This window comes from Corallococcus sp. AB045 (genome assembly GCF_003668895.1).
GTDB lineage: Bacteria > Myxococcota > Myxococcia > Myxococcales > Myxococcaceae > Corallococcus > Corallococcus coralloides.
In genome coordinates this window covers 17,387-37,710 of record NZ_RAWN01000079.1, presented here as the reverse complement: position 1 = coordinate 37,710, position 20,324 = coordinate 17,387, and the positions used below count along the sequence as shown (strand labels likewise).

The window sequence follows — 20,324 nt, the reverse complement described above, 5'->3', positions numbered from 1 at the left end:
CACCCCCCACCGCGCATCCAGGTCCTCTCCATGCTCCGCCCGCGACTCGCAGCCCTTGCCCTGCTCCCGCTCGTCTCCACCGCCTGCTCCGACCCTGAGTGCACGGACATGGCGGACTGTGCGTCCCGAGGCCCCGACATCGTCTGCGTTGAAGAACGCTGCGTTCAGGCCTCCTCGCCAGACGCGGGGACAGGGGACGCAGGCACGGGTGACTCGGGCGTGGACTCCGGCACTCCCGACGCGGGCGCCGAGGACGCGGGCTCCGGCGACGCGGGCGCTCCGGATGCCGGTGGCTCGGATGCGGGCACCCTGGATGGCGGTGGGCCCCCGCCTGAAGCCTCGCTTCGCATCACCGAGATCAACCCCGACGCCCCGCAGGACCTCATCGAACTGGTGGCCGTCACTGGCGGGACGCTGACCGGCATCTCCCTCCAGGAGCTCACCAACGCCGACTTCGCCTTCACCTTCCCCCAGGGCTACACGGTGGAGACGGGCGCCGTGCTGGTGCTTCACCTCGGCGGCGCCTGCACGGACGCTCCCGGCGCCCCGGCCTCCTGTGGACAGACTCAGCCCTTCAGCGCCAGTGCCTGGGACTTCAGCATGCCTGGCACGCTGAGCTACTCCGGCAAGGCGTTCGAACTGCTGTCGTCGAAGGGCGTGCCTGTCGATGGCGTTCCCTTCGTCCGAGCCTCCGGGGAGATGCCCACCAGCATCGTCGCCGCCGTCCAGCGACTGCAAGCGAACCGCGTCTGGGATGCCACCCCCTGCATCCACGACATGACCACCGGTTTCGCGAAGGACCGCTACTGCCGCAACATCGCCGTGGACTGGTCCAGCCTCAACGAGAGCTCCAGCATCATGCGCATCAGTGGCACCACTCCGCTGACGACGCCGGGAAACCAGACGCAATGGAGCGGGCCGCTTCCTTCGCGCTGGGGCACCTACTGAGGCCCTTGCGTGCCGGGGCTCAGGCTTCCGACGCCATCCGCAACGCGGCCGGAGGTGGGGCGTGCAGACGCAGGCGCTCCGCCGTGAGGGGGTGCGTGAACGCGAGCGTCTCCGCGTGGAGCAGGTAGCCACCATCTCCGGGCAGACCGGGATTGTGCTCGCGGGGCAGACCTCCCGAGGCGAACATCGGATCTCCCGTGAGTGGATGGCCGATGGCCGCCAGGTGGATGCGGATCTGCTCGGGCCGGCCCGTGTGGATGCGCACCTCGAAGAGGGTCTGCCCGTCACGCCGCTCCAGGACCTCCGCGCGGCTGTGTGACGGCTTGCCCTTCGCGGCCGCCCCGTGCACCGACCCCAGCAAGGGGTGGGGCACCAGCCCGATGGGCGTGTGGATGTCATAGGACTCCTGCGCCGCGACCCCGTCCGAGAGCGCCCGGTAGCGCTTCTCCACGTCGCCCTCGCGCCAGTTGCCCGAGAGCTTCGCGGCGGCTTCATGCGTGCGGGAGAAGAGCACCAGCCCCGAGGTCGCCCTCCCCAGCCGGTGCAGCGCGGACGCCTCCGGCCAGCGCAGCCGCACGAACGAGAGCAGTGTGTTCTTGAGGAAGCCGCCGGAGGGCAGCGTCGGCAGCCCGCTCGGCTTGATGACCGCGAGCAGCGAAGCGTCCTCGAACACCAGCTCGAAGCTGGCGGGCGCCTCCGGTTCCCGCCAGGGCGGCCGGTGCCAGCAGAGCTCCTGGTGGGCCCGCAGCACCTCGTCGCCGGTCGCGATGAGGCCGTCCAGTTGGACCTCGCCGCGCACGAAGCGCGCACGCCACTGCTCCTCGGTGGAGTGCCGGTACGTGCTCGTCAGGTGGGCGAGCGCGGTGCGCCCCACGGAGGCAGCGCCAATCCGCTCGCGGTACACGTAGCCGTCATTCAGGCCGGAGGAGTCGTCAGGCTGGGACATCACTCGTGCACTCTACGTCAGTGCTCCTGGCACCAGGACCTCCTGGGCCTTCTGTGGGACGCGATATCAGAATAGAGAGAAGGCACACGCCCCAAGGAGGACCGATGTCGCCGCGTCATCTCGCGCCGTGGTTGTTGCTGGTGGCCCTTGTTACTGCCTGCGCATCGTCCCCCCCGGTGGAACAGCGAAGGCAGCCGCCCCCGAGGATCCTCTTCGAGTCGCCCCTCGCGTTGCTGCTCGAGAACCATCAGGAGCTGGGGCTGAGCACCGACCAGTTGATCAAGATAGGCCAGCGGGACGAAGCGCTGGCCGTGACCAACAAGCCCCTGCGTGAAGAGCTTCGGGGGATCTGGAGCCCCTCCATGGGAGCCAATCCGCCGCCGGGAGCCATGCCTGTCAGGGTTGGCCCCGCGGGCCGCGGAGGCCGGCCTCCGTACACGCCTCCAGCCCAACCTCCCGCACCCTTGAGCGAAGAAGCGCTGAAGCGGCAACAGCTCCTGCTCCAGGCGATGGAGGACAACGAGACGGTGGCATACCGCGAGGTCGAAGCCCTCCTGGAGGAGCCGCAGAAGGAGAAGGCGCGAGCGCTGGTCGAGAAGCAGCGTGAGGAGCGGGTTCGCGCACGTGAGTCCATGCAGAAAGCCCCCGAAGCCCCACCCAAGCCGTAGTCCTGGAAGGGTCTCGGCGCAGGGCTCTTCACCACGCGTGACTTCCCTCCCACGCTCCAGGGAGAGATGGGGCGCCCGCGACTCATACCGGAAACACCCGGTGATACATGAAAAGGCGGAGACGTTTGAAGCAGCCGGAGTTCACGGGCTAGCCTGCGAGGGCCGTCAAAAAGGAGGCGGCTCAACATGATGACCCCCGACATGATCATCCGCGCCTGGAAGGACCCGTCGTTCCGCGAGAGCCTCACCGCCGAGCAGCGCGCCCAGCTGCCCTCGAACCCCTCTGGCGCGACGCTGAACGAGCTGAGCGAGACCGAGCTGATGGACGTCGTCGGCGGCAGGATTGACATCGGTTTCACCGCCACCAACTCCTGTGAGTACATCTGCACCAACCTGACGTTCTCGCTGTGCTGATGGACGGTGTGTGACGGGCGGCTCCCACGAGGAGTCGTCCCGTTCCACCCGAGGCGCGGGGGCTCCGGTCCTCGCGCCTGTCTTTTTCCACGTCCAGACGGACGTGCAGGGCGCGCATGCGAGAGGGCTCGAAGATGGGTGCGTGGGAGCGGGCTGCCTTCCTCCATGAGCGGGAGGCCGCGGGAGAGGACCCTTCCGCCCCGGCGCTCCAGCAGGCCGGGTCGCGCCTCCAGGCGTGGCGGCGCAGCACGCTGGGGGATGAGGCGTCCTTCGACGAGCGGCTTCGCGGAGTAGGGCTGGACGCGGCGTCCTTCGTGCGCAGGCTCGCCGGAAGCTCCACGCGGCCGGAAGCGCTGACGTGGGTGCCGCTCCTGGAAGAGGTGCTGTCCGACCGCGCGTCCGACGTCGCCCTCCCCGCTCCCGTGGATCCGGGTCCACGGATGCGCGTGCCGTCCCTGATCCGCCGGTTCCTCCAACTGGGGCTGCGCCGGCTGCGGGCGGGTGTTGATGCGCTGGCCGCCCGGACCGGCCTGCCCGCTGACGCGTTGCTGGACGCGCGCGCCGAGGCCTGGCTCGTGGACGCGCTGGAGCAGCGGCTGATGCAGACCGCGACCCGGTCCCTGGTGCTGGAGCTCAACGTGGCCCGGCTGCGCGGCGAGCTGCAGGGCGAAACGCCCCAGGCGCGCTTCGAGCACTTCGCCCTGCACCACCTGGAGGCCCCGGGCCGGCTCGCCGCGTTCCTGGAGGAGTACCCGGTGCTGGCGCGGCTCCTGGTGACGGCCCTGGATCGCTGGATCCAGACGAGCCTGGAGCTGCTGACGCACCTGGCGGAGGACCGGGAGTCCCTGGTGGCGGTGCTCGGCGCGGGGGTGGATCCGGGGCCGCTCGTGGAGGCGCGCACCGGCGCGGGAGACCCGCACCGCGAGGGCCGCAGCGTGGCGCTGCTGACCTTCCGCTCCGGCCTGCGGGTCGTCTACAAGCCGAGGTCGCTGGAGGTCGAGGCGCGATACCAGGACCTGCTGGAGCAGTTGGAGCGCTGGGGCCTGCGCCATCCGCACCGCCGGCTGAAGGTGCTGACGCGCGCATCACATGGCTGGGTGGAGCACGTCGAGACCGGCGGGTGCGCCAACCGCGACGCCGTGGCGCGCTTCTACTGGCGGCAGGGCAGCCATCTGGCGCTGCTGTACCTGCTGCGCGGGGTGGACCTGCACTCCGGCAACCTCCTCGCCGCCGGGGAGTTCCCCGTCCTGGTGGACCTGGAGGGGCTCTTCCATCAACTGCCCGCACCCCGTGCCGACGATACGGCGGTGTCCCGCGCCGCGCGCTTCCTGGAGCGGTCCGTGCTCAGCAGCGGCCTGCTGCCCACGCTCATGTTCGGCAGGGAGGGCCGGGCCGGAGTGGAGCTGAGCGGTCTGGGCGGCGAGGCAGGTCAGCTCTTCCCCCACGCCGCGCCCACACTGGAAGACCGCGCCCGTGACACCCTGCACGTCGTCCGTCGGCAGCCGACCACGGCGGCGGCCCACAACCGCCCGCTGTTGGAGGGCCGGCCCGTGGACGTCACGGCGTTCGGGGCATGCATCGAGGAGGGCTTCCAGGAGACCTACGCGTTGCTGCTCCAGCATCGCGAGGAGGTAGCGCGGACACTCGAGGGGTTCCGCGACGTGGAGGTACGCCACATCGCGCGGGCGACGATGCGCTACGGCTTCCTCCTCCAGGAGGGCCTGCACCCGGACTTCCTGCGCGACGCGCTCGACCGGGACCAGCTGCTCGACAAGCTATGGGCGGAGGTCCGCGTGCGCTCTTCGCTGGCGCGGCTGACGCCCTCCGAGCACGAGGACCTCCGGTTGGGGGACGTGCCCGTCTTCACCGCCCGGCCCGGATCGCGTCATGTCTGGGACAGCCGGGGGCACTGCATCGCGGATCACCTGCCGCGTCCCGGCCTGGACGGCTCATTCCAACTGCTGGAGTCCCTGAGCCCCGAGGACTGCGCCGAACAGGTGGCGCTGATCCGCCAGTCACTGGTGACGCTCGAGCGAGAGCAGGAGACCGTGGCGCCCCGCGCGTCGGTGACCGCCGCCGGGGATGCCCTGCCCCCGCCCGCCACGCCCGACGCGTGTCTGGCCGGCGCGGTGCGGTTGGGTGAGCTGCTGGCGGGCCGCGCCATCCAGGGCGCCCAAGACGTCGGCTGGATTGGCGTGGGGCTCCAGGACCTGGAGCGCCGTCGCTGGGGGCTCTCTCCCCTGCGCACGGACCTCTTCGACGGCGTGGGGGGCGTGGCGCTCTTCTTCGGCTACCTGGCGGCGGTGACGGGCCGGGAGGACTTCGCGACGATTGCGCGCAGGGCGGCGGTACCGGTGCGCGAGCAGTGGCGCGCACCCGAGTCCCAGGACCCTTCCGGCGTGGGGGCGTTCTCGGGGCGCGCGGCGAACGTCTACGTCCTCGGCCACCTGGCCGTGGCGCTGGGCGACGCCGCGCTGCTGGATGAAGTCCACGAGGGCCTGGGCTCGCTGGAGGCGAAGATCGACGCGGACACGGCGCTGGACCTGGTCGCGGGCGTCGCCGGGACCGCGCTGGTGCTGACGCGGCTCCACCAGCAGACCGGCAGCACGGAGGCGCTCCGGCTGGCGCGCAAGTGCGGGGAGCGGATGCTCCAGACAGCGAGCGACTCCGAGCACGGAGGGCGCGCCTGGGTGGTGCCCGCGGCCGGACGTGCGCTCACGGGCCTGGCCCACGGCGCGGCCGGCTTCGTCTGGGCCCTGCTGGAGTTGGCCACGCTCACCGGCGACGAGCGCTACCGGGAGGCCGCGCGTCAGGGATTGGCCTTCGAGCGCGCCCTGTTCGTCGCGGAGCGCGGCAACTGGAAGGATTTGCGCACGTCGAAGGAAGGCGAGCCGCTGGTGCCCAGCGGCTTCATGACGGCCTGGTGCAACGGGGCCGCGGGCGGCGTCCTGGCCAGGCTGCTGTCACTGCGCCATCTGGACGATGCGCGGCTGCGCGATGAGCTTCACGCAGGGCTCGCCACCGTGCAGCGCGAAGGCTTTGGCGGCAGCCACTGCCTGTGCCACGGAGACGTAGGCAACCTGGAGGTGCTGCACCTGGCGGGAGAGGTGCTGGGAGACGAAGCCTGGAAAGAGGCCGCGCGCTCGCGGGCCGCGCGGGTGCTGGCGCAGGGCCAGGACGGAGCATGGCGCTGCGGCCTGCCCAGGTTCACCGAGGCGCCGGGGCTGATGATGGGGCTGGCCGGCATCGGGATGGGACTGCTGCGTCTGGCCGCGCCCGACTCCGTGCCGTCCGTGCTGGCGTTGCAGCCTCCGCGCGCCCCGGGCCCCCGCTTCTAATCGCGGTGGGCCAAACGCTCCCGCGCTGTGCGGCGGGAGCGAGGGCCTCAAGGGCAATGCGTGCAGTAGAAGTAGTCGCTATGGACGGGATAGGCGCTCTCCACGCCCCAGCAGGTGGGATTGCAGGACGCATCCAGTTCGCACTGACCGAGCAGTCCATCGTCTCGCATGGGGTATGAGTCCCAGTAGGTGGTGAGCCTGGGGACGTAATACTGGGTGCAGGCGCTCGCTTTCACGGAGCCCCCGGCTTCGGAAACCACCGAAGGCTGCCGTGCTTCGTTCGCGGTGCCTTCCAGGCTGGAATCGCCTCCGCACGCAACCAGACCCGACGCCAGGAACGCAGACACTGCCAGGAGATGTTTCAGGGGGCCTCACCTCGTGAAAGGAGTTCTGGTGGAAGGCTCGCAGTCTGGTTCATCCTGCCCCCAGAGGGGAATGCCTTACATCCAGCAGGCCGCGTGGATGTAGTTCCACGAACAATCCACTCAGGGTCGGCCCATGGCGTGGCAGCGCGCTGCACGGATTGCCCCGCCACGAATGACAGCGCCATCCAGACCAGGCACCCCATCCCCTCACGACAGGACGAGCACATGCGCTGGGCAATCCCTGCTCGAGTGCTGGGGAGGACCTGCCGCTGGGGCCACCGCAGCGCCGTACGCAGCCAATCTCCAAGAGTGTTTCGCCTACGCCAACAGCCTCTGCGCCGTGCCAGACGGCGGCGGGTATGGCCTCACCTACAACGGCCAGCACTACGCCAACCAGCTTCCCGGGCATTCAGGGCGCCAAGCGCGCACAAGACCCCGTGCGCGTGCGGCGGAGCGCGATTCATGCTCAAAGCGCCAGGAGCACGTCCACCTGCGCCTGAAGCGTCCGGGCCTCTTCGTGCTTGCCGAGCCGGGTGTAGAGCGCCACCGCGTCGCGACGCTCCTGGACTTCACGCTGGATGAGGGCATCCACCGCCTCCGGAGACAACAGCAACCGGGGAATCTCTCCACTTCCAAGTCCCCCCGCGCTGCCGGCGATGCCTCCTTCGACCGGCGATGGGGCAACGCTCACGTCGGGCGCCTCGGCATTGTCGATGGCGGCGAGTGTTTCCCGAAGCACCGCCGAGGCGGGCACGTTTCGAGTGCGCAAGGCATCCTTCAGCGCGGCCCGCATCGTTGCCTTCCATTCATCCACGGTCTTCATGCGTCCACGGTAGCGGGCGCGCACCTGCCCCGGCAAGGAGCGCCCCGCGCCTCCCTCTTCAGCTTGTAGGCGACATGTGCCTCGGTCCCGGAGACAGGGCGCGCCACTGCCATGGGAGCGGTATTGGAGGCGAACGCATGACTCGCGTCGGGGCGTGGATGAAGGACAGGGGACGAGCGAGGCGAGGGTCACCGCACGTCGCCCTGGCCCTGCTGGTGCTGGCGCTGGGAATGGCGGCGTCTGGCTGCCGGCCCCAGAGTCCCTGGGACCCGCCCGTTCCCGAATGCACCGGAACGGGGGACACCGCCCGAGAAGACGCGGCTCGCGAGCACGGACAGGATCCTCGCGCCTACGTCGATGAGGATGGACTGCCGGTGCTCCACCTCTACGTGGCGGACTCACTGCCGGATGACGACGCCTACCAGGCGGCGCGCGTCTTCTATCGCGGACGCTGCTACGTCGCCCGGGCCCGACATCGCGGCGCGACGTCCAAGGTCTTTCCCAAGCGCAGCTTCACGCTCGACTTCCTCGGCGGGCAGACCTTCGACGAGCCCCTGCTCGCGGCTGGCTTCACCAGCCGACGCAAGGTGGTGTTGATCAGCCCTTTCAATGACAACTCATACCTTCGCGCGAGGCTGGGCTTCACCTTGTGGAGCCGCATGTCTCCCGACCACCTCAAGGTGAAGACCTTCAGCGCGGTTGTCTATCTGAACGGGCTCTATCACGGGCTCTACACGGTGGCGGACCACGTCGACCGGCATTCGCTCTCCGCGCAAGGAATGGATGTCCAGGGTGAGCTCTTCAAGGCCGTGGACTCCGACGCCAACTTCTCCTGGCGGGACGCGTCCGGCAGGCCCAAGGCCTCACTGCGTCTGGGCTACGAGAAGAAGGAGGGCGAACCCGAGCAGGGAGACGGGGCCTACGCCAGCATCGAGCAGCTCACCGCCTTCGTGGCGGATTCCCCTGCGGAGCGCTTCCGCACGGAGCGCGGCGCATGGATGCAGGTGGAGGACTACGAGGACTGGTGGATTTTCGCCCACCTGGCGGCCCTGTCCGACTCCGTGACGAAGAACGCCTACCACTTCCGCGCGCAAGGCCCAGCGCGGCGCTGGCGCTACATCCCCTGGGACCTGGACGCGAGCTTCGGGCAGAACTGGGACACCACGCGACAGGCCCCGGACCTGATGGACTCCTTCACCGAGGAGAACCGCCTGTTCGCCCGGATGCTGGAAGACCCCACCATCCGCCAGCCCCTCCGCGAGCGCCTCCACACGCTGATCCACACCACACTCCACCGGGACGTCGTCCAGGGGCTCATCGACACCTATGCCGCCGAGGTCGACCGCGCGGCTCGAAAGGATGAAGCCCACTGGGGCGAGGCCTATCGCCACTTCCCGCGCTGGAACCAGCGCACCGACATCCTCGGCTTCGAGGAGGAGGTGCAGTACCTCCACGACTGGGTGGATGCGCATTGGGCCCTCCTGGAAGAGGAGTTCCGCTGAAGACGCCCTGAACCCAGGGCGGCCGAGTCCATTTACTTTGTCCTCAAACGACGTAGCCTCCCGATCCATGGCTGGACGTCGCGAACCCCTGGATGAAGAACAGCGTGCCCTCCACGACTCCTGGGACACGGTGCTCCGCACGGTGGGCCGGGTGGTGCTGAGCACGGTGCTCATCTGGGGGGTGTGCTCTGCGTTGCGGTATGGCGTCCATGCCACCAGCGACGTGCTGCTGGCGTTCGCCTCCGGGCAGAGCGCCTGGTGGGCACCGTTGGTGCTCGCGGGCGTGCTGCTGCTGGGCGGACTGCTGAGAGGCGTCCTCAACCGCCGGCCCGGCTGGAGCGACGTGGCCTCGGACGGGGTGAATGTCGCGCTCCACAACTACCACATCACCTACGAGGACTCGGCGGACGACCCACGCCCGCGCTACTCGCGGCCCGCCCTCCGGCTCGCCTTTCGCAAGGCGGTGGCCACGCTTCTGACGCTGGGCTCCGGCGCGTCAGGTGGGCTGGAGGGTCCCGTGGTGCTGGTGGGCGAGTCCCTGGGCGCGGGCGTGGCCCGCCTGACGCGCGCCCGCTCCGAGCACACGCTGCGCACCTGCCAGTTGGCGGGCATCGCCGCGGCGGTGGGGACGCTGCTCAACGCGCCGTTCGCCGCGGCGCTCTTCGCGCTGGAGGTCGTCTACGGCAACCGCATCGTCTACCGGAAGCTGGCGTATTGCCTGCTGGCCGGAATCATCGCGTACGCGCTCAACAACCGGTTCCTCGGCTTCAAGCCCATCTTCGTGGCACCGCCGCACGCGCACACGTACACGCTGGGGGAGTACGGGCTCACCGCGCTGGTGGCCGTGGCGGTGTCCGCGCCCATCGCGCTGCTGTTCGGCCTGTCGATGCTGCACACGCGCAAGGTGGTGGAGCGCGCCAGTCCCCTGCTGCGCGGCGCCATGGGCGCGCTGTGCACCGTCCTGGTGGCCGGGGGCCTCTACTACGGTGTGGGCATGGACTTCCGGCACGTGCTGGGCATGGGGGAGTACACCATCGCCCGGTTGCTCACGGGCGCGTCTGGGACGCTGTCGCTGTGGTGGTACCTGCTGCTCATCGTGGGCGGAAAGCTGCTCACGACCAGCTTCACGGTGCAGTCGGGCGGGTCGGCGGGCATGCTCATTCCATCCATGGTGCTGGGGGGCGTTTCGGGCGCGGCCACGGCGCAGCTCCTCGCGTCGCTGACGGGCACGGGGCCCGCGGACGTGACGGTGTTCGTGGTGGTCGGCATCGCCTCCGCGCTGGTGGCGGTGGTCGGCGTGCCCCTGGCGGCCATTGCCCTGGTGCTGGAGGTGTTCGGCTCCGCCTATGGACCGCCCGCCGTCCTCGCATGCTGCGTCACCTACGTGCTGACGCTGCGGCTGTCCGTCTACAACGAACAGCGCCGCGTGCGGGCGGTGGCCGCGGAGCCCGTCGCGGAAACGTGAGCGAGGTGGAGGAACGAGTGCGGCCTCCTGGCTGCCCCAGCTCGGGCACCCGGGTGGTGTAGGCTCATGCCTCGCCGCACTCCTTCTGGACGGTCCTCCTTGGAAATGCTTCTTGCTCCCGCCCGGCGTATCGACCTGGGCAAGCGCGCCGGTGTCACGGGCGGGTTGTTGGGCGTGCTCTGCGTGGTCGCGGAGTTCTGCTTCCTGTTCCCCCACGTGCTGGTGTCCAACGATGGCCGGGCCTTCTACGTGGAGCACCTGGAGGTCTTCCGGGGCATCCTCCAGGTGTCCATCCTCGTCACCTTCCTGCTGGGCACCTTCAGCGTGATGACCCTGCGCTCCAAGGCGCACGGCGGCATCGCCATGGTGCTGGCGATGGTGGCGCTGCTTCTGGGCGGCAGCGAGGCGGAGCCCCTGACGCACACACCGCGCGCGATGAGCGCGGGCCTGGACTTCTTCGCGTTGGACCTGCTGGTGCTCGGGCTGGTGTTCATCCCCATGGAGCGGCTGTGGGGGCTGCACGAGCAGCGAATCTTCCGCGCCGGCTGGCAGACCGACCTCAAGCACTTCTTCGTCAGCCACGTGGGCGTGCAGCTCATCTCCTTCGCGGTGCTCATCCCCGTGCAGGTGTTCCTGTCCTGGGCCGTGAAGCTCGACTTCCAGGCGCACGTGGCCGCGCAGCCCATCTGGCTGCAGTTCTTCGAAATCCTGCTGGTCATCGACCTGGTGAGCTACTGGGTGCACCGGGCCTTCCACACCGTCGGGTGGATGTGGAGCTTCCACGCCATCCACCACTCGACGCTGCAGATGGACTGGCTGGCCAGCTCGCGCAGCCACCTGGTGGACATCCTGGTCAACCGCTTCGCGGGCTTCGTGCCGGTGTTCCTCTTGGGCTTCCACCCCTCCGCCATCTACGGCTACCTCGTCTTCGTGTCCTTCCACGCGGTGTACATCCACGCCAACGTCAACCACCGCTGGCCGTACCTGCGCTGGATATTCGCGACGCCGGAGTTCCACCACTGGCACCACACGTCCGACGACGAAGGCATCGACAAGAACTTCGCCGTCTTCCTGTCGTTCATCGACGTCATCTTCGGCACCGCGCACATGCCGGCCCACTGGCCCTCGAAGTACGGGACCACGAAGTTCCAGCCGCCGGAGACCTACCTGGGCCAGCTGGCGTACCCGTTCCAGCGCCATGAAGAGACGCCCTACGGGTAGCCCACGAAGGCCTGGGGCCCGGCCCGGGGTCGGATGACGCGTTGGAAGCCGGGCAATAAACACTGGCAATCATTTCCCAGCGCAGCAGGGCCTGTTGCGCCGGAGGACCCCTCTTCTCAGGTTTCAGTCAGACGAGAAGGTCACAGCAGCGCGATATCTCGAGGGGGGAACATGAAGACAACGTCGATTCGCGAACTGGGGCGGCGGTGTGGTGGATATGTGCTTGGATTGTCGCTTGCCGTGGTGGCGCTGCCTGGAGCGGCCATCGCCCAGGCACCGGGCGAGCTTCCCAATACGTACACCCAGAAGAACCTTGTCTCCGACGGCAGCGTGAGCGCGGAGCATCCGGATCCCCGTCTGATCAACAGCTGGGGGCTTGCCTTCAACCCGTTCGGCGCCGCCTGGGTCGCCGACAACGGGACGGGGGTCTCCACGCTCTATGACGGCGATGGGAACGCGCAGTCGCTCGTGGTCACCATCCCGGTGCCCACGGGAGCCACGGCGCCGTCGAGCCCCACGGGCGTCGTCTACAACGGCTCCGAGGGCTTCGTGGTCACCGCGGGGACCGCCAGTGGGGCTGCTCGCTTCATCTTCGTGACGGAGCAGGGCGTCGTGGCCGGCTGGTCTCCGCTGGCGGCCCCAGCCAATGCCATCCTCACGGTGGACAACTCCGGCAGCAACGCGATCTACAAGGGCGTCGCCCTGGCGAACAATGGCACCGCCGCCTATCTCTACGCGACTGACTTCCACAACGGGAAGGTGGATGTCTTCGACAGCAAGTTCGCGCCCGCCACGCTGAGCGGGAACTTCACGGACCCGAACCTGCCTGCCGGGTTCGCGCCGTTCGGCATCCAGAACATCCACGGCGACCTCTACGTGAGCTATGCGCAGCAGGACGATGCGCGCAAGGACGACGTGCACGGCGCGGGCCTGGGCTACGTCAACGTCTTCGATTCGAACGGGAACCTGATCCGCCGGCTCATCTCCGCGGGCAACCTGAACGCGCCGTGGGGCATGGCCGTGGCGCCGGCCAGCTTCGGGCGGTTCGCCGGGCGCCTGCTGGTGGGCAACTTCGGCGACGGCACCATCAACGCCTTCGACATCGTGACGGGCACCCTGGATGCCCAGCTCCACGGCACCAACGGGCAGCCGCTCATCATCGACGGCCTCTGGGCGCTCGGGTTCGGCAACGGCCTTCTGAACCAGCCCACCAACACGCTGTTCTTCACCGCGGGTCCGGCGGATGAGAGCCAGGGCCTGTACGGCCGGCTGGACGTGGCCACCACGGGCACGACCCGCGTCCCCTTCCGTCCCATGCGCTGAGCCGCGCGCGGTCGAAGGAGGGACAATCCCAGCGATGCGCCCGGGGAAGCCTTCCCCGGGCGCATCCTGCCAAGGCCAGGAGGGAGCCCCGCGGCATGGACCTTTTCACTCTCATCCCCCTGGGTGGCAGCCTTTGTACTGCTTCGCGAGGTCTGTCGGACGTGCCGGTGAGGTCATCCCGGATGGAAGCCCCTCGGCCGTCTGCCGCGGGGGCTCTCGCCGGCGTACCGCCGGTACACGCGTCGAAAGGCAGCCGCGTCGGCGTAGCCCACCCGGGCGGCGACGTCATCGACCGAGTCCCGGGTCGTCTCCAGGAGGTGGGAGGCATGCGCCACGCGGACCCGCTGCACGAACTCGAGCGGCGTCATGCCCAGGCCGGCCTGGACCCGTCGCGCGAGCGTGCGCGAGGACGTGGAGGCGGCGCGGGCGAGCTCCGCCAGCGTCAGCTGCCGGCCAAGGTTCGCGGTGATGAACCGTTCGACCGAACGCAGCGCCGGGTCCGAGACGCGCAGATGCTCCATCACCATGTATCGGGACTGCGAAACACGCTCGTCGAGCACGAGGTAGCGAGCCACCAGGTGCGCCAGTGACGGGCTCGCGACGCGCGCGACGATGGCCAGCATCAAGTCGGCGTGAGCGAAGGCCGAGCCCGCGGTGAGGACGCCGTCACTCTCGATGACCATCCGGTCCGCGCGGACGGTGACCTGGGGGAAGCGGCGCACGAACGCGGGCACCAGCCACCAGGTCGTCGTCGCGTTCCGTCCCTCGAGGAGCCCCGCCGCCGCCAGGACGAAGGTCGCCGAGCACGATGCCGCGACCCTTGCCCCCTTCGCCGCCGCTCGCGCGAGCAGCTCCATGCCGCGCGCGGTGTCGGCGCGGGAGAGCAGCTGTTCGACGGCGCGCTCGCTGGCCGCGGAGAGTCCGGGCACCAGCAGCACATCTCCCGCCTTCACGCTTCGCAGGCTGAGCGCACCGTCCACGCAGACGGAGCGTCCCGTGCCGGAGCGGACCGGGCGGCCGTCCAGCGACACCACGCGTTGACGCAGTGGGTTCGCTCGTGGAGCACCCGGGACGAGGCCTGACTCCAGCAGGCGCGAGGCCGTGTTGATCACGTCGAGGCCGACACCCAGCGGGCCCTCTGCCACGCCATCCAGCACGACATGGAAGATCATGTCTGGCAAGAGTAGACCGAAACCTGTCAATGCCGCCACTGGCCCACCAGGGAGGGTTTCCCGCATCGTCCGGGCATGACTCCTCCCGCCCCCGAGCCCACCGCCGACGATCCCCTGGATGACTTCGAGCGACGCACCATCACGCTCCAGTCGACCCCGCGCGCCGTCTACATCGCCGGTCGAGGCCCCGCGGTCATCGTCATGGCCGAGATGCCAGGCATCAGCCCTCACGTCGCGCGCTTCGCACGCTGGGTCCGGGATGCCGGCTTCACGGTCTACATGCCGTCGTTGTTCGGGAGGGATGGGGCCTATCCGCAGGCGGAGGCGGGGCTCGCCGTGATGAAGCGGGCCTGCGTGAGCGCGGAGTTCCGCGCGTTCGCGGCGAATGCGTCAAGCCCTGTGACGCAGTGGCTGCGTGCGCTCGCGAGCCTCGCGCACCAGGAATGTGGAGGACCCGGCGTCGGCGCCATCGGCATGTGCTTCACCGGCAACTTCGCGCTCAGCATGATGCTCGAGCCCGCGGTGCTGGCGCCCGTCCTGTGCCAGCCCTCGCTGCCGCTCGACACTCCGGGAGCGATTCAAATCGCCCCCGAGGAAGCCGCGGCCGTGAAGGAGCGGCTCGAGCGTGAAGACCTGACGGTGCTCGCGTACCGCTTCGACGGCGATCGCTTCTGCACGGCACAGCGCTTCGCCGCCTACGCCGAAGCGCTGGGGCCCCGCTTCCACCCCAGGGTGCTGCCGTCGTCGGCCGCGAACCCCAGGCCCCCGCCCTTCTTCGAGCGGATCGTCGGCGGTGCGCACAGCGTCGTGACCGCGCACCTCATCGACGCGGCTGGAGAGCCGACCCTCGCGGCGCGAGACGAGATCCTGTCCTTCTTCGCGCGGAGGCTTCGCCAGGAGGCGGCGCTGTGAGAACCCAGGGATGAGTCGCCGCTTTCGTGAAACAGGAGGGACGGATACCGCCCCCCCTTTTGAAAGCGTGTTGCTAATTGATGCAGTTGAGGAATCCGCCGGGGGTGAACACCGGGATGCCGCTCAGCGCGCCATCCGGAACCTCACCGTCCGCGGTGGCGGTCACGGGCGACCGATACATGCCGGGGAGGGAGGAGTTGATAAACCCCAGAGAATACACGGTGCTGCTCGAGCGCTCGCGCAGAAGAGCGCCACACCAGGGCTGGTCCGTGTTGTCGTCAAGCGTTCCCATGGGGACGATCTTCACGCTGGACGCCCCCCCGTAGTAGGCGAGGTCTGACGCATTGGTGATGGGGTACTTGGCGCCCGCGATGTAAAGGTAGATCTGGCTCCTCGTGCGCTCCTGGACCAGGATCTTGTAGGAGTAGTTGTAGAACACCTCACTCCAGCCGGCGTTCGGGATGTTGTTGACGGTCCTCCAGTCATCCCAGTAGTCCAACTCCGTGGGATTCGGAATCCACCAGAACTTCTCTCCCACCACGACATAGATCGCGGCGTAGCCAATCTGGCGGAGCAGCGTGCCCTCCTGGGGAATCTCCGCATAGGAGTTGATGGTGGCCTGGGGCAGCGGCACCAGGGTGGCGGAGGAATAATTGCTCCACTGCGCGGGAGGGATGAAGAACCGCGCTCCTCCCGCCACCACGTATCGGTTTGTCGTGTCCGTGCTGAGCAGAACGTAACCGTCCGGGATGGGCGCGTAGCCCGCGAGAGCCTGAGCACCAAAGAGGCTCAGCCCCAGGGCGAGCCAACGAGGAAACATTGCGAGAAGCGAAACAACGCGCACGGATGCATCTCCATTCAAGGGTGGGTGCTGCCAAGCGGGCCGGGTATCCGGTGGACAAGGCGATTCCGCTGACAGCCACTGGGGGGCGGACAATGATTCGCACTCCCAGGAACTGACGTCGCCCGGGCCGGTGGCGACGCCTTGAAAGGTAGAACGAAGAAAACCCATGGAGCAAAGAGTGCTTGTCTGGTGAACGCTATCGCCAGGATGCGCACCTTCACCAGGAAGCACATTGCACCAGCATTGGAGAAGTCCAGGGTAGGTGCCGGAACCAGGCCCAAGGAGAAACCCGTCTACGTGGGGCCAGGCCACGGGGCGCCCCCCCTGGCGCATCACCCCTCGACGATGAACGTGGTGGAGTCCACGCCGGTGTTGCCGGTGACGGGGTCGTACGCAGTCACCGTGACTTCGTATGCGCCCTGCTGCTGTACGGAGAGCTCCGCCTCGAAGGTGCTGGTCTTCCCCGCGTACTTCAGGGGGACCCCGGTGAGCGGCTTTCCATTGAGCTTCACCGTGGCCTGCAACTCATACCGACTGGAGTCCCAGAGCCCCTTGGGCTCCGTCGGGCAGCCACACATGAGGGTGAGGTTGGCGCGAAGAGGGACGGTGAGCTTCTTGTCCTTGGCGAGCTTGATGAACTCGTGAGCGGATGGCGTCAGCACATCCACCACGAAGCCAGGCAGCTCCAGGATGAGGCCATCGCCCTCGATGTGCTTGCCGGGCAGCAGCCAGAGTTGGGTCGTGCTGGTCGCGAGCGCCTGCCGCTGCGCCAGAGGCCCGGACACCTCCACCGTCACCAGCCGCGGCTCGGCGATGTCCAGGGTGGCCGTGAACTTCGCGGAGGACGCATCCGCGAGCGGCGCGCCCCGCACCTGTGGCTGCTTCATCAGCGTCTGCGTGTTGCCTGTCGAGCCGGCGGTGACACCGCTGGCCAGCAGCTGGCCGGTCTGCCCATCCCGGAGCACCACTCGCACGCCCCCCATGGACGTCCCGATGAACTTACCGTCCCGGGCCCGAGCCCTCACGACCAGCCGTGTCTCCTCGGCAAGGGCTGTCGTGGAGAACAACAGCAGGGTCCAGAGAATGAGGCTTCGCATGACTCGCTCCGTATCGGAAGGAAAGCTCATGATGTCTTGTACTCCAGCGCCAGCAGCGCCTTGCGTTGCTCCGGCTCCAGCCGTTCAATGGCATAGCGCAGGGTGTCCCGCTGCATCCCGGAGATATTCTCTTGGATGAACGCCACCACCGCCTCCCGGTGGTGGTCCGCCGCCACCTTCAGCAGCCACCCCACGCTCTTCTGCACATACGGCTCTGGATCCAACAGCAATTGGCGTGCATTTCCGAGAACCACGTCGCGGGGCAGCATGTACCTGGATGATCGAATCCTGCGGCTCACGAACTTCACGAGCGCGACGTTCGCCGCCCTCCGACACCAGGGGGAACGGGATCCGGTCCAGTGCTGGATTCGGGTGAGCGCGGGCGTCCGGGTGAGGAAGAACGGATAGAGCACCGTCAGACACAGGTCGTCGCACTGGGCCCAATTCCAGACGGAGTGCTCCAACCAGTACCGGAAGCGGTCCAGCAGTGACTCGTCGAACGAGCGCCCGACCGCCTTGCGGACCACTGCGAACCCCAGCAGCACCTCCTCGTGGTGGGTCGCCTGGGCGAGCAGGTCCTCGGTCACCGCCAGGCGGTCCTCGGGCGACAGGCCCCGCTCCTTGATGAACGCATCGGCGATTCTCCGCACCTCCGCGTTGCGGACCCCCAGGGCTCGGATGTCCGTGGGGAAGTAGCGGCGCGTCGCCTCGGCGAGGCGAGGGTCACTCCGCGCCTTCAGGGTGCGTCGAAGCTCTTCGGTCACGGCAGGGGTCGCGCGCATTGCGCCGCCATCCTGCACCAGTTGCTGGGGATTCACTTCAAGCGGAGGGTCCACGGCCGGCCGGGCCCTGGCGAAGAGCCGGGCAGCCGAAGCCTGGCAACCCGTACTGGATTGCCAGGCGCTTTCACGATGGAGGCGGAGGGGACCGACTCACGTCCTCCGGGCTGGGAAGGGATAGATGAAGTGCGGCACGACGTCGCCCCGGTGCCGGACGAACAGCGGCCCCCAGGCGGGGTTCCGGTCGTGCATCTGTTTGAGCATGCGGACCATCCGGTCGAAGATCTTGCGCACGTCGGCCTGCTCCGTCAGGCCGGCGACGACGCCCGCCGCGACGACGTGCGCGGCGTAGATTCCGGTCGAGAGCTCCTCCGTGAGGTTGCCCACGCCCGTCGCGAGCCGGCGCCTCAATTGCTGCACCCGCTGCTCGTCATGGTTCCGCCAGTTCTGGATCCACGCGAGCGACTGCCCTTCGAGCGCCTTCGCGCGATGGGTCATGATGGCGTCCGCGACCAGGTCCGCCGACAGGCGCGCCTGCTCGGGCGTCACGCGCTGGGTGCCCAGCCGGAGCTCCGCGGGGTTCAGGTCCTTGTCCACCTCGTCGAAGATGACCTGGGCCCAGGCCTCCGCCTGGCTGAAGCGCAGGCGCTTCACGACACTCCCGGCGAGGTAGCCCCGGACGATGTCGGCGGGGTGTGGATCCGACGAGCCCCCCACGTTCCTCAGGCGCCCGGCCCCGCCGAACGCGGTGTCCAGCCCCCGGAAGTACCCGATGATGCCGATGCCCGCGGCAGGCCCCATGTTGAGGATGCCGAGCACGTCCGAGGCCGTCTCGTCGATGCGCCGGGCCCAGTAGTTCGCCAGGGCGGAGAGGCCCTGCTTCTGGAGGCGGTCGTAGACCACGGTGGACAGCTCCTCCGCGAGCCCGATGTCGGCGTGAAGGATGTCGTGCCCACCGACTTCGTGTCCGAGCGCGGCCCACGCGAGCAGGCCCGCGCGGCCCTGCGAGGGCGGGAGGTTGACGATGCCGCACTCCAGCCCCAGGACGGAGAAGGTCGCGTCCACCGGCCACGTGTACGGCCCGAAGTCCGGGTTCCCCCACTTCACCAGCGGCGCGAGGGTGCCCTGGTCCGGTGGATGAACGCCCCGGCGATCCTCCGCGCTGAGGAAACCGTCGTACAGGTCGCTGACCACCTCCTCGAACGCATCCGTGGCGATGCGCTGGTACCCCTCCCCGTTCTGGAGGATGGCGTGTGCCGCGTCCATCAGGAGCCCGGCCTCGGACTCACGCCGTGGGTCGCGCACCAGCGCATCGGCGAACCCCTGGGGCCCGATCTTGTCCAACGTCTTCAGGTAGGGCACGAGGACCGCGTCGCGGTAGAGCGGAGGCAGTGTGGCCCGCGCCGCCTCGAGCCGGCCGCGCAGCTGGTGATAGTCGGTGGGCTCTGGCGGGCCGGGGTCCGTGTCCTGCGCCGCCAGCGCCACTTCGCGGATGCAGGCAGGCAGGTTCCGGATGTCCACGGCCGGCGCCGTTGCACCGGGGCCTCGCGCTGAGGCCTTCGCGGCAGGTGACTCCTCCAGGAGGGCCGTCTCCGACGGACTCCCCCGAGCACGTTTCGCGGCGCTGCGCGGCAGGGTGCCCCCTCCCCGCCGGACCTTCCGAGTGACCACTTGCCTCGCCATGCGGACCTCCCCTGTGTTGCAACGGAAGGTGCGTCGGGCGCTCGCGCGAACCATGGGCTGGCGGGGCACGCGGGATGGTGGCACCGCGCCACTGCCCGGGACTTCGGGCAGGGTCGGCACCACCGCGGGGTGGAATGGCTTCGACGTCATGGGCCCCACCGCCCCGGGCACCTCATGCGTCGGAGAGGAGCGCGAGAGCCCGTCCGCCGTCAGTTGCCGCGGTAGGTGGTGTTGAGGATGCCGATGCCCGCGCCTTCCACATACAGGCTGACGGGCGTGCCCTGGGTGGCGGCCTGGGTGGCGCGCTCGAACAGGCCCAGGCGCTCGGCCTCGCTGTACTCGTAGCCGCCGGCCGAGGCGTCCGAGCCCAGGTAGTAGTAGTTGCCGACGAAGCTCCCTGTGCAGTTCGCCCCGGTGTTCACCTGCACGACCACGTAGCCCTGGCCGTAGGTGACGTTGGGTTGCCGGGTGTACGTCGCCGCGCAGACGTAGCCATTCACGGTGATGGGGGCCGCCAGGGCCGTGCTGGCAAATCCGACCGACATCATCACCGCCGCAACAACGATGGACGCTCGCTTCATTGTGTTGTCCCCTTATGCCGTTGGCTGAGGCCTCCGCGCCCAGGATGGGCGTGGGGCTCCGGAAAAGCGTTTCTGCATTTCCGCTCGAAGCAACGTGCGGGACGGTATTTCCCCCTCACCTCTTTTTCGCGTTCGAGATTGTGGAGACACCGGGTGGGTCGTCATCAGGCCGCCAGCTTCGACAGCGCGATCGGCGCTGGCAGGCAGAAGGCGCCTCTCGCCCGTCCGAAATGTGTGCGCAAC

General features: G+C 68.8%; 18 protein-coding genes. 9 read left to right on the top strand and 9 right to left on the bottom strand.

Annotated features, from left to right (window positions below):
• Window positions 1-30: 30 nt before the first annotated feature.
• On the top strand, window positions 31-948 hold the full coding sequence (locus tag D7Y21_RS20105; RefSeq protein ID WP_121715099.1) for a hypothetical protein: 918 nt from the start codon (window positions 31-33) through the stop codon (window positions 946-948).
• Window positions 949-967: 19 nt separating this feature from the next.
• On the opposite strand, the gene D7Y21_RS20100 is transcribed toward D7Y21_RS20105, so the two are convergent.
• Complete coding sequence (locus D7Y21_RS20100) at window positions 968-1,894, bottom strand: RluA family pseudouridine synthase (protein WP_120563710.1); 927 nt, start codon at window positions 1,892-1,894, stop codon at window positions 968-970.
• 104 nt (window positions 1,895-1,998) lie between these two features.
• Between D7Y21_RS20100 and D7Y21_RS20095 the strand changes: the two genes are divergently transcribed.
• The 3 genes from D7Y21_RS20095 (at window position 1,999) to D7Y21_RS20085 (ending at window position 6,314) form a co-directional block, all read left to right on the top strand.
• On the top strand, window positions 1,999-2,562 hold the full coding sequence (locus D7Y21_RS20095; RefSeq protein ID WP_147469336.1) for a hypothetical protein: 564 nt from the start codon (window positions 1,999-2,001) through the stop codon (window positions 2,560-2,562).
• Window positions 2,563-2,748: 186 nt separating this feature from the next.
• Entirely contained in the window at window positions 2,749-2,976 is a 228-nt protein-coding gene (locus D7Y21_RS20090; RefSeq protein ID WP_120563712.1) for a mersacidin/lichenicidin family type 2 lantibiotic, read from the top strand.
• Between the two features lie 116 nt (window positions 2,977-3,092).
• Window positions 3,093-6,314, top strand: coding sequence for a type 2 lanthipeptide synthetase LanM family protein (locus D7Y21_RS20085; RefSeq protein ID WP_121715096.1), 3,222 nt, complete (start codon window positions 3,093-3,095; stop codon window positions 6,312-6,314).
• Window positions 6,315-6,361: 47 nt separating this feature from the next.
• Here the strand turns inward: D7Y21_RS20085 and D7Y21_RS43365 are convergent, their stop codons facing one another.
• Both D7Y21_RS43365 and D7Y21_RS20080 read right to left on the bottom strand, forming a co-directional pair.
• Complete coding sequence (locus tag D7Y21_RS43365) at window positions 6,362-6,484, bottom strand: hypothetical protein (RefSeq protein ID WP_255424202.1); 123 nt, start codon at window positions 6,482-6,484, stop codon at window positions 6,362-6,364.
• Window positions 6,485-7,145: 661 nt separating this feature from the next.
• Entirely contained in the window at window positions 7,146-7,448 is a 303-nt protein-coding gene (locus D7Y21_RS20080; protein WP_233612209.1) for a GatB/YqeY domain-containing protein, read from the bottom strand.
• Between the two features lie 191 nt (window positions 7,449-7,639).
• Here D7Y21_RS20080 and D7Y21_RS20075 point away from each other — a divergent pair, with 191 nt between their 5' ends.
• From D7Y21_RS20075 to D7Y21_RS20060, 4 genes are all read left to right on the top strand, one after another.
• Entirely contained in the window at window positions 7,640-9,004 is a 1,365-nt protein-coding gene (locus tag D7Y21_RS20075) for a CotH kinase family protein (protein ID WP_158627320.1), read from the top strand.
• Window positions 9,005-9,071: 67 nt separating this feature from the next.
• Window positions 9,072-10,469 carry a chloride channel protein gene (locus D7Y21_RS20070; protein ID WP_120563715.1) on the top strand — a complete coding sequence of 466 codons (1,398 nt, stop codon included), beginning with the start codon at window positions 9,072-9,074 and terminating at the stop codon, window positions 10,467-10,469.
• A 105-nt stretch (window positions 10,470-10,574) separates the two neighbouring features.
• Window positions 10,575-11,690: a sterol desaturase family protein gene (locus D7Y21_RS20065; RefSeq protein WP_233612210.1), complete on the top strand. Its 1,116-nt coding sequence runs from the start codon at window positions 10,575-10,577 to the stop codon at window positions 11,688-11,690.
• Window positions 11,691-11,861: 171 nt separating this feature from the next.
• Entirely contained in the window at window positions 11,862-13,013 is a 1,152-nt protein-coding gene (locus D7Y21_RS20060; RefSeq protein WP_120563717.1) for a TIGR03118 family protein, read from the top strand.
• Between the two features lie 173 nt (window positions 13,014-13,186).
• Here D7Y21_RS20060 and D7Y21_RS20055 read toward each other — a convergent pair whose 3' ends face one another.
• Complete coding sequence (locus D7Y21_RS20055) at window positions 13,187-14,185, bottom strand: GlxA family transcriptional regulator (protein WP_121715090.1); 999 nt, start codon at window positions 14,183-14,185, stop codon at window positions 13,187-13,189.
• A gap of 75 nt (window positions 14,186-14,260) precedes the next feature.
• Between D7Y21_RS20055 and D7Y21_RS20050 the strand changes: the two genes are divergently transcribed.
• Window positions 14,261-15,097, top strand: coding sequence for a dienelactone hydrolase family protein (locus D7Y21_RS20050; RefSeq protein WP_121715088.1), 837 nt, complete (start codon window positions 14,261-14,263; stop codon window positions 15,095-15,097).
• Between the two features lie 73 nt (window positions 15,098-15,170).
• Here the strand turns inward: D7Y21_RS20050 and D7Y21_RS20045 are convergent, their stop codons facing one another.
• The 5 genes from D7Y21_RS20045 to D7Y21_RS20025 form a co-directional block, all read right to left on the bottom strand.
• Window positions 15,171-15,917 carry a hypothetical protein gene (locus D7Y21_RS20045; RefSeq protein ID WP_199724339.1) on the bottom strand — a complete coding sequence of 249 codons (747 nt, stop codon included), beginning with the start codon at window positions 15,915-15,917 and terminating at the stop codon, window positions 15,171-15,173.
• Window positions 15,918-16,273: 356 nt separating this feature from the next.
• Complete coding sequence (locus tag D7Y21_RS20040; RefSeq protein WP_199735460.1) at window positions 16,274-17,038, bottom strand: hypothetical protein; 765 nt, start codon at window positions 17,036-17,038, stop codon at window positions 16,274-16,276.
• Window positions 17,039-17,064: 26 nt separating this feature from the next.
• Entirely contained in the window at window positions 17,065-17,820 is a 756-nt protein-coding gene (locus D7Y21_RS20035; RefSeq protein WP_121715084.1) for a DNA alkylation repair protein, read from the bottom strand.
• Between the two features lie 150 nt (window positions 17,821-17,970).
• Entirely contained in the window at window positions 17,971-19,338 is a 1,368-nt protein-coding gene (locus D7Y21_RS20030; protein WP_233591581.1) for a hypothetical protein, read from the bottom strand.
• A 371-nt stretch (window positions 19,339-19,709) separates the two neighbouring features.
• The gene (locus tag D7Y21_RS20025; protein WP_120563724.1) at window positions 19,710-20,081 is read right to left on the bottom strand and encodes a hypothetical protein; all 372 of its coding nucleotides are present in this window, start codon (window positions 20,079-20,081) and stop codon (window positions 19,710-19,712) included.
• Between the last annotated feature and the right edge of the window lie 243 nt (window positions 20,082-20,324).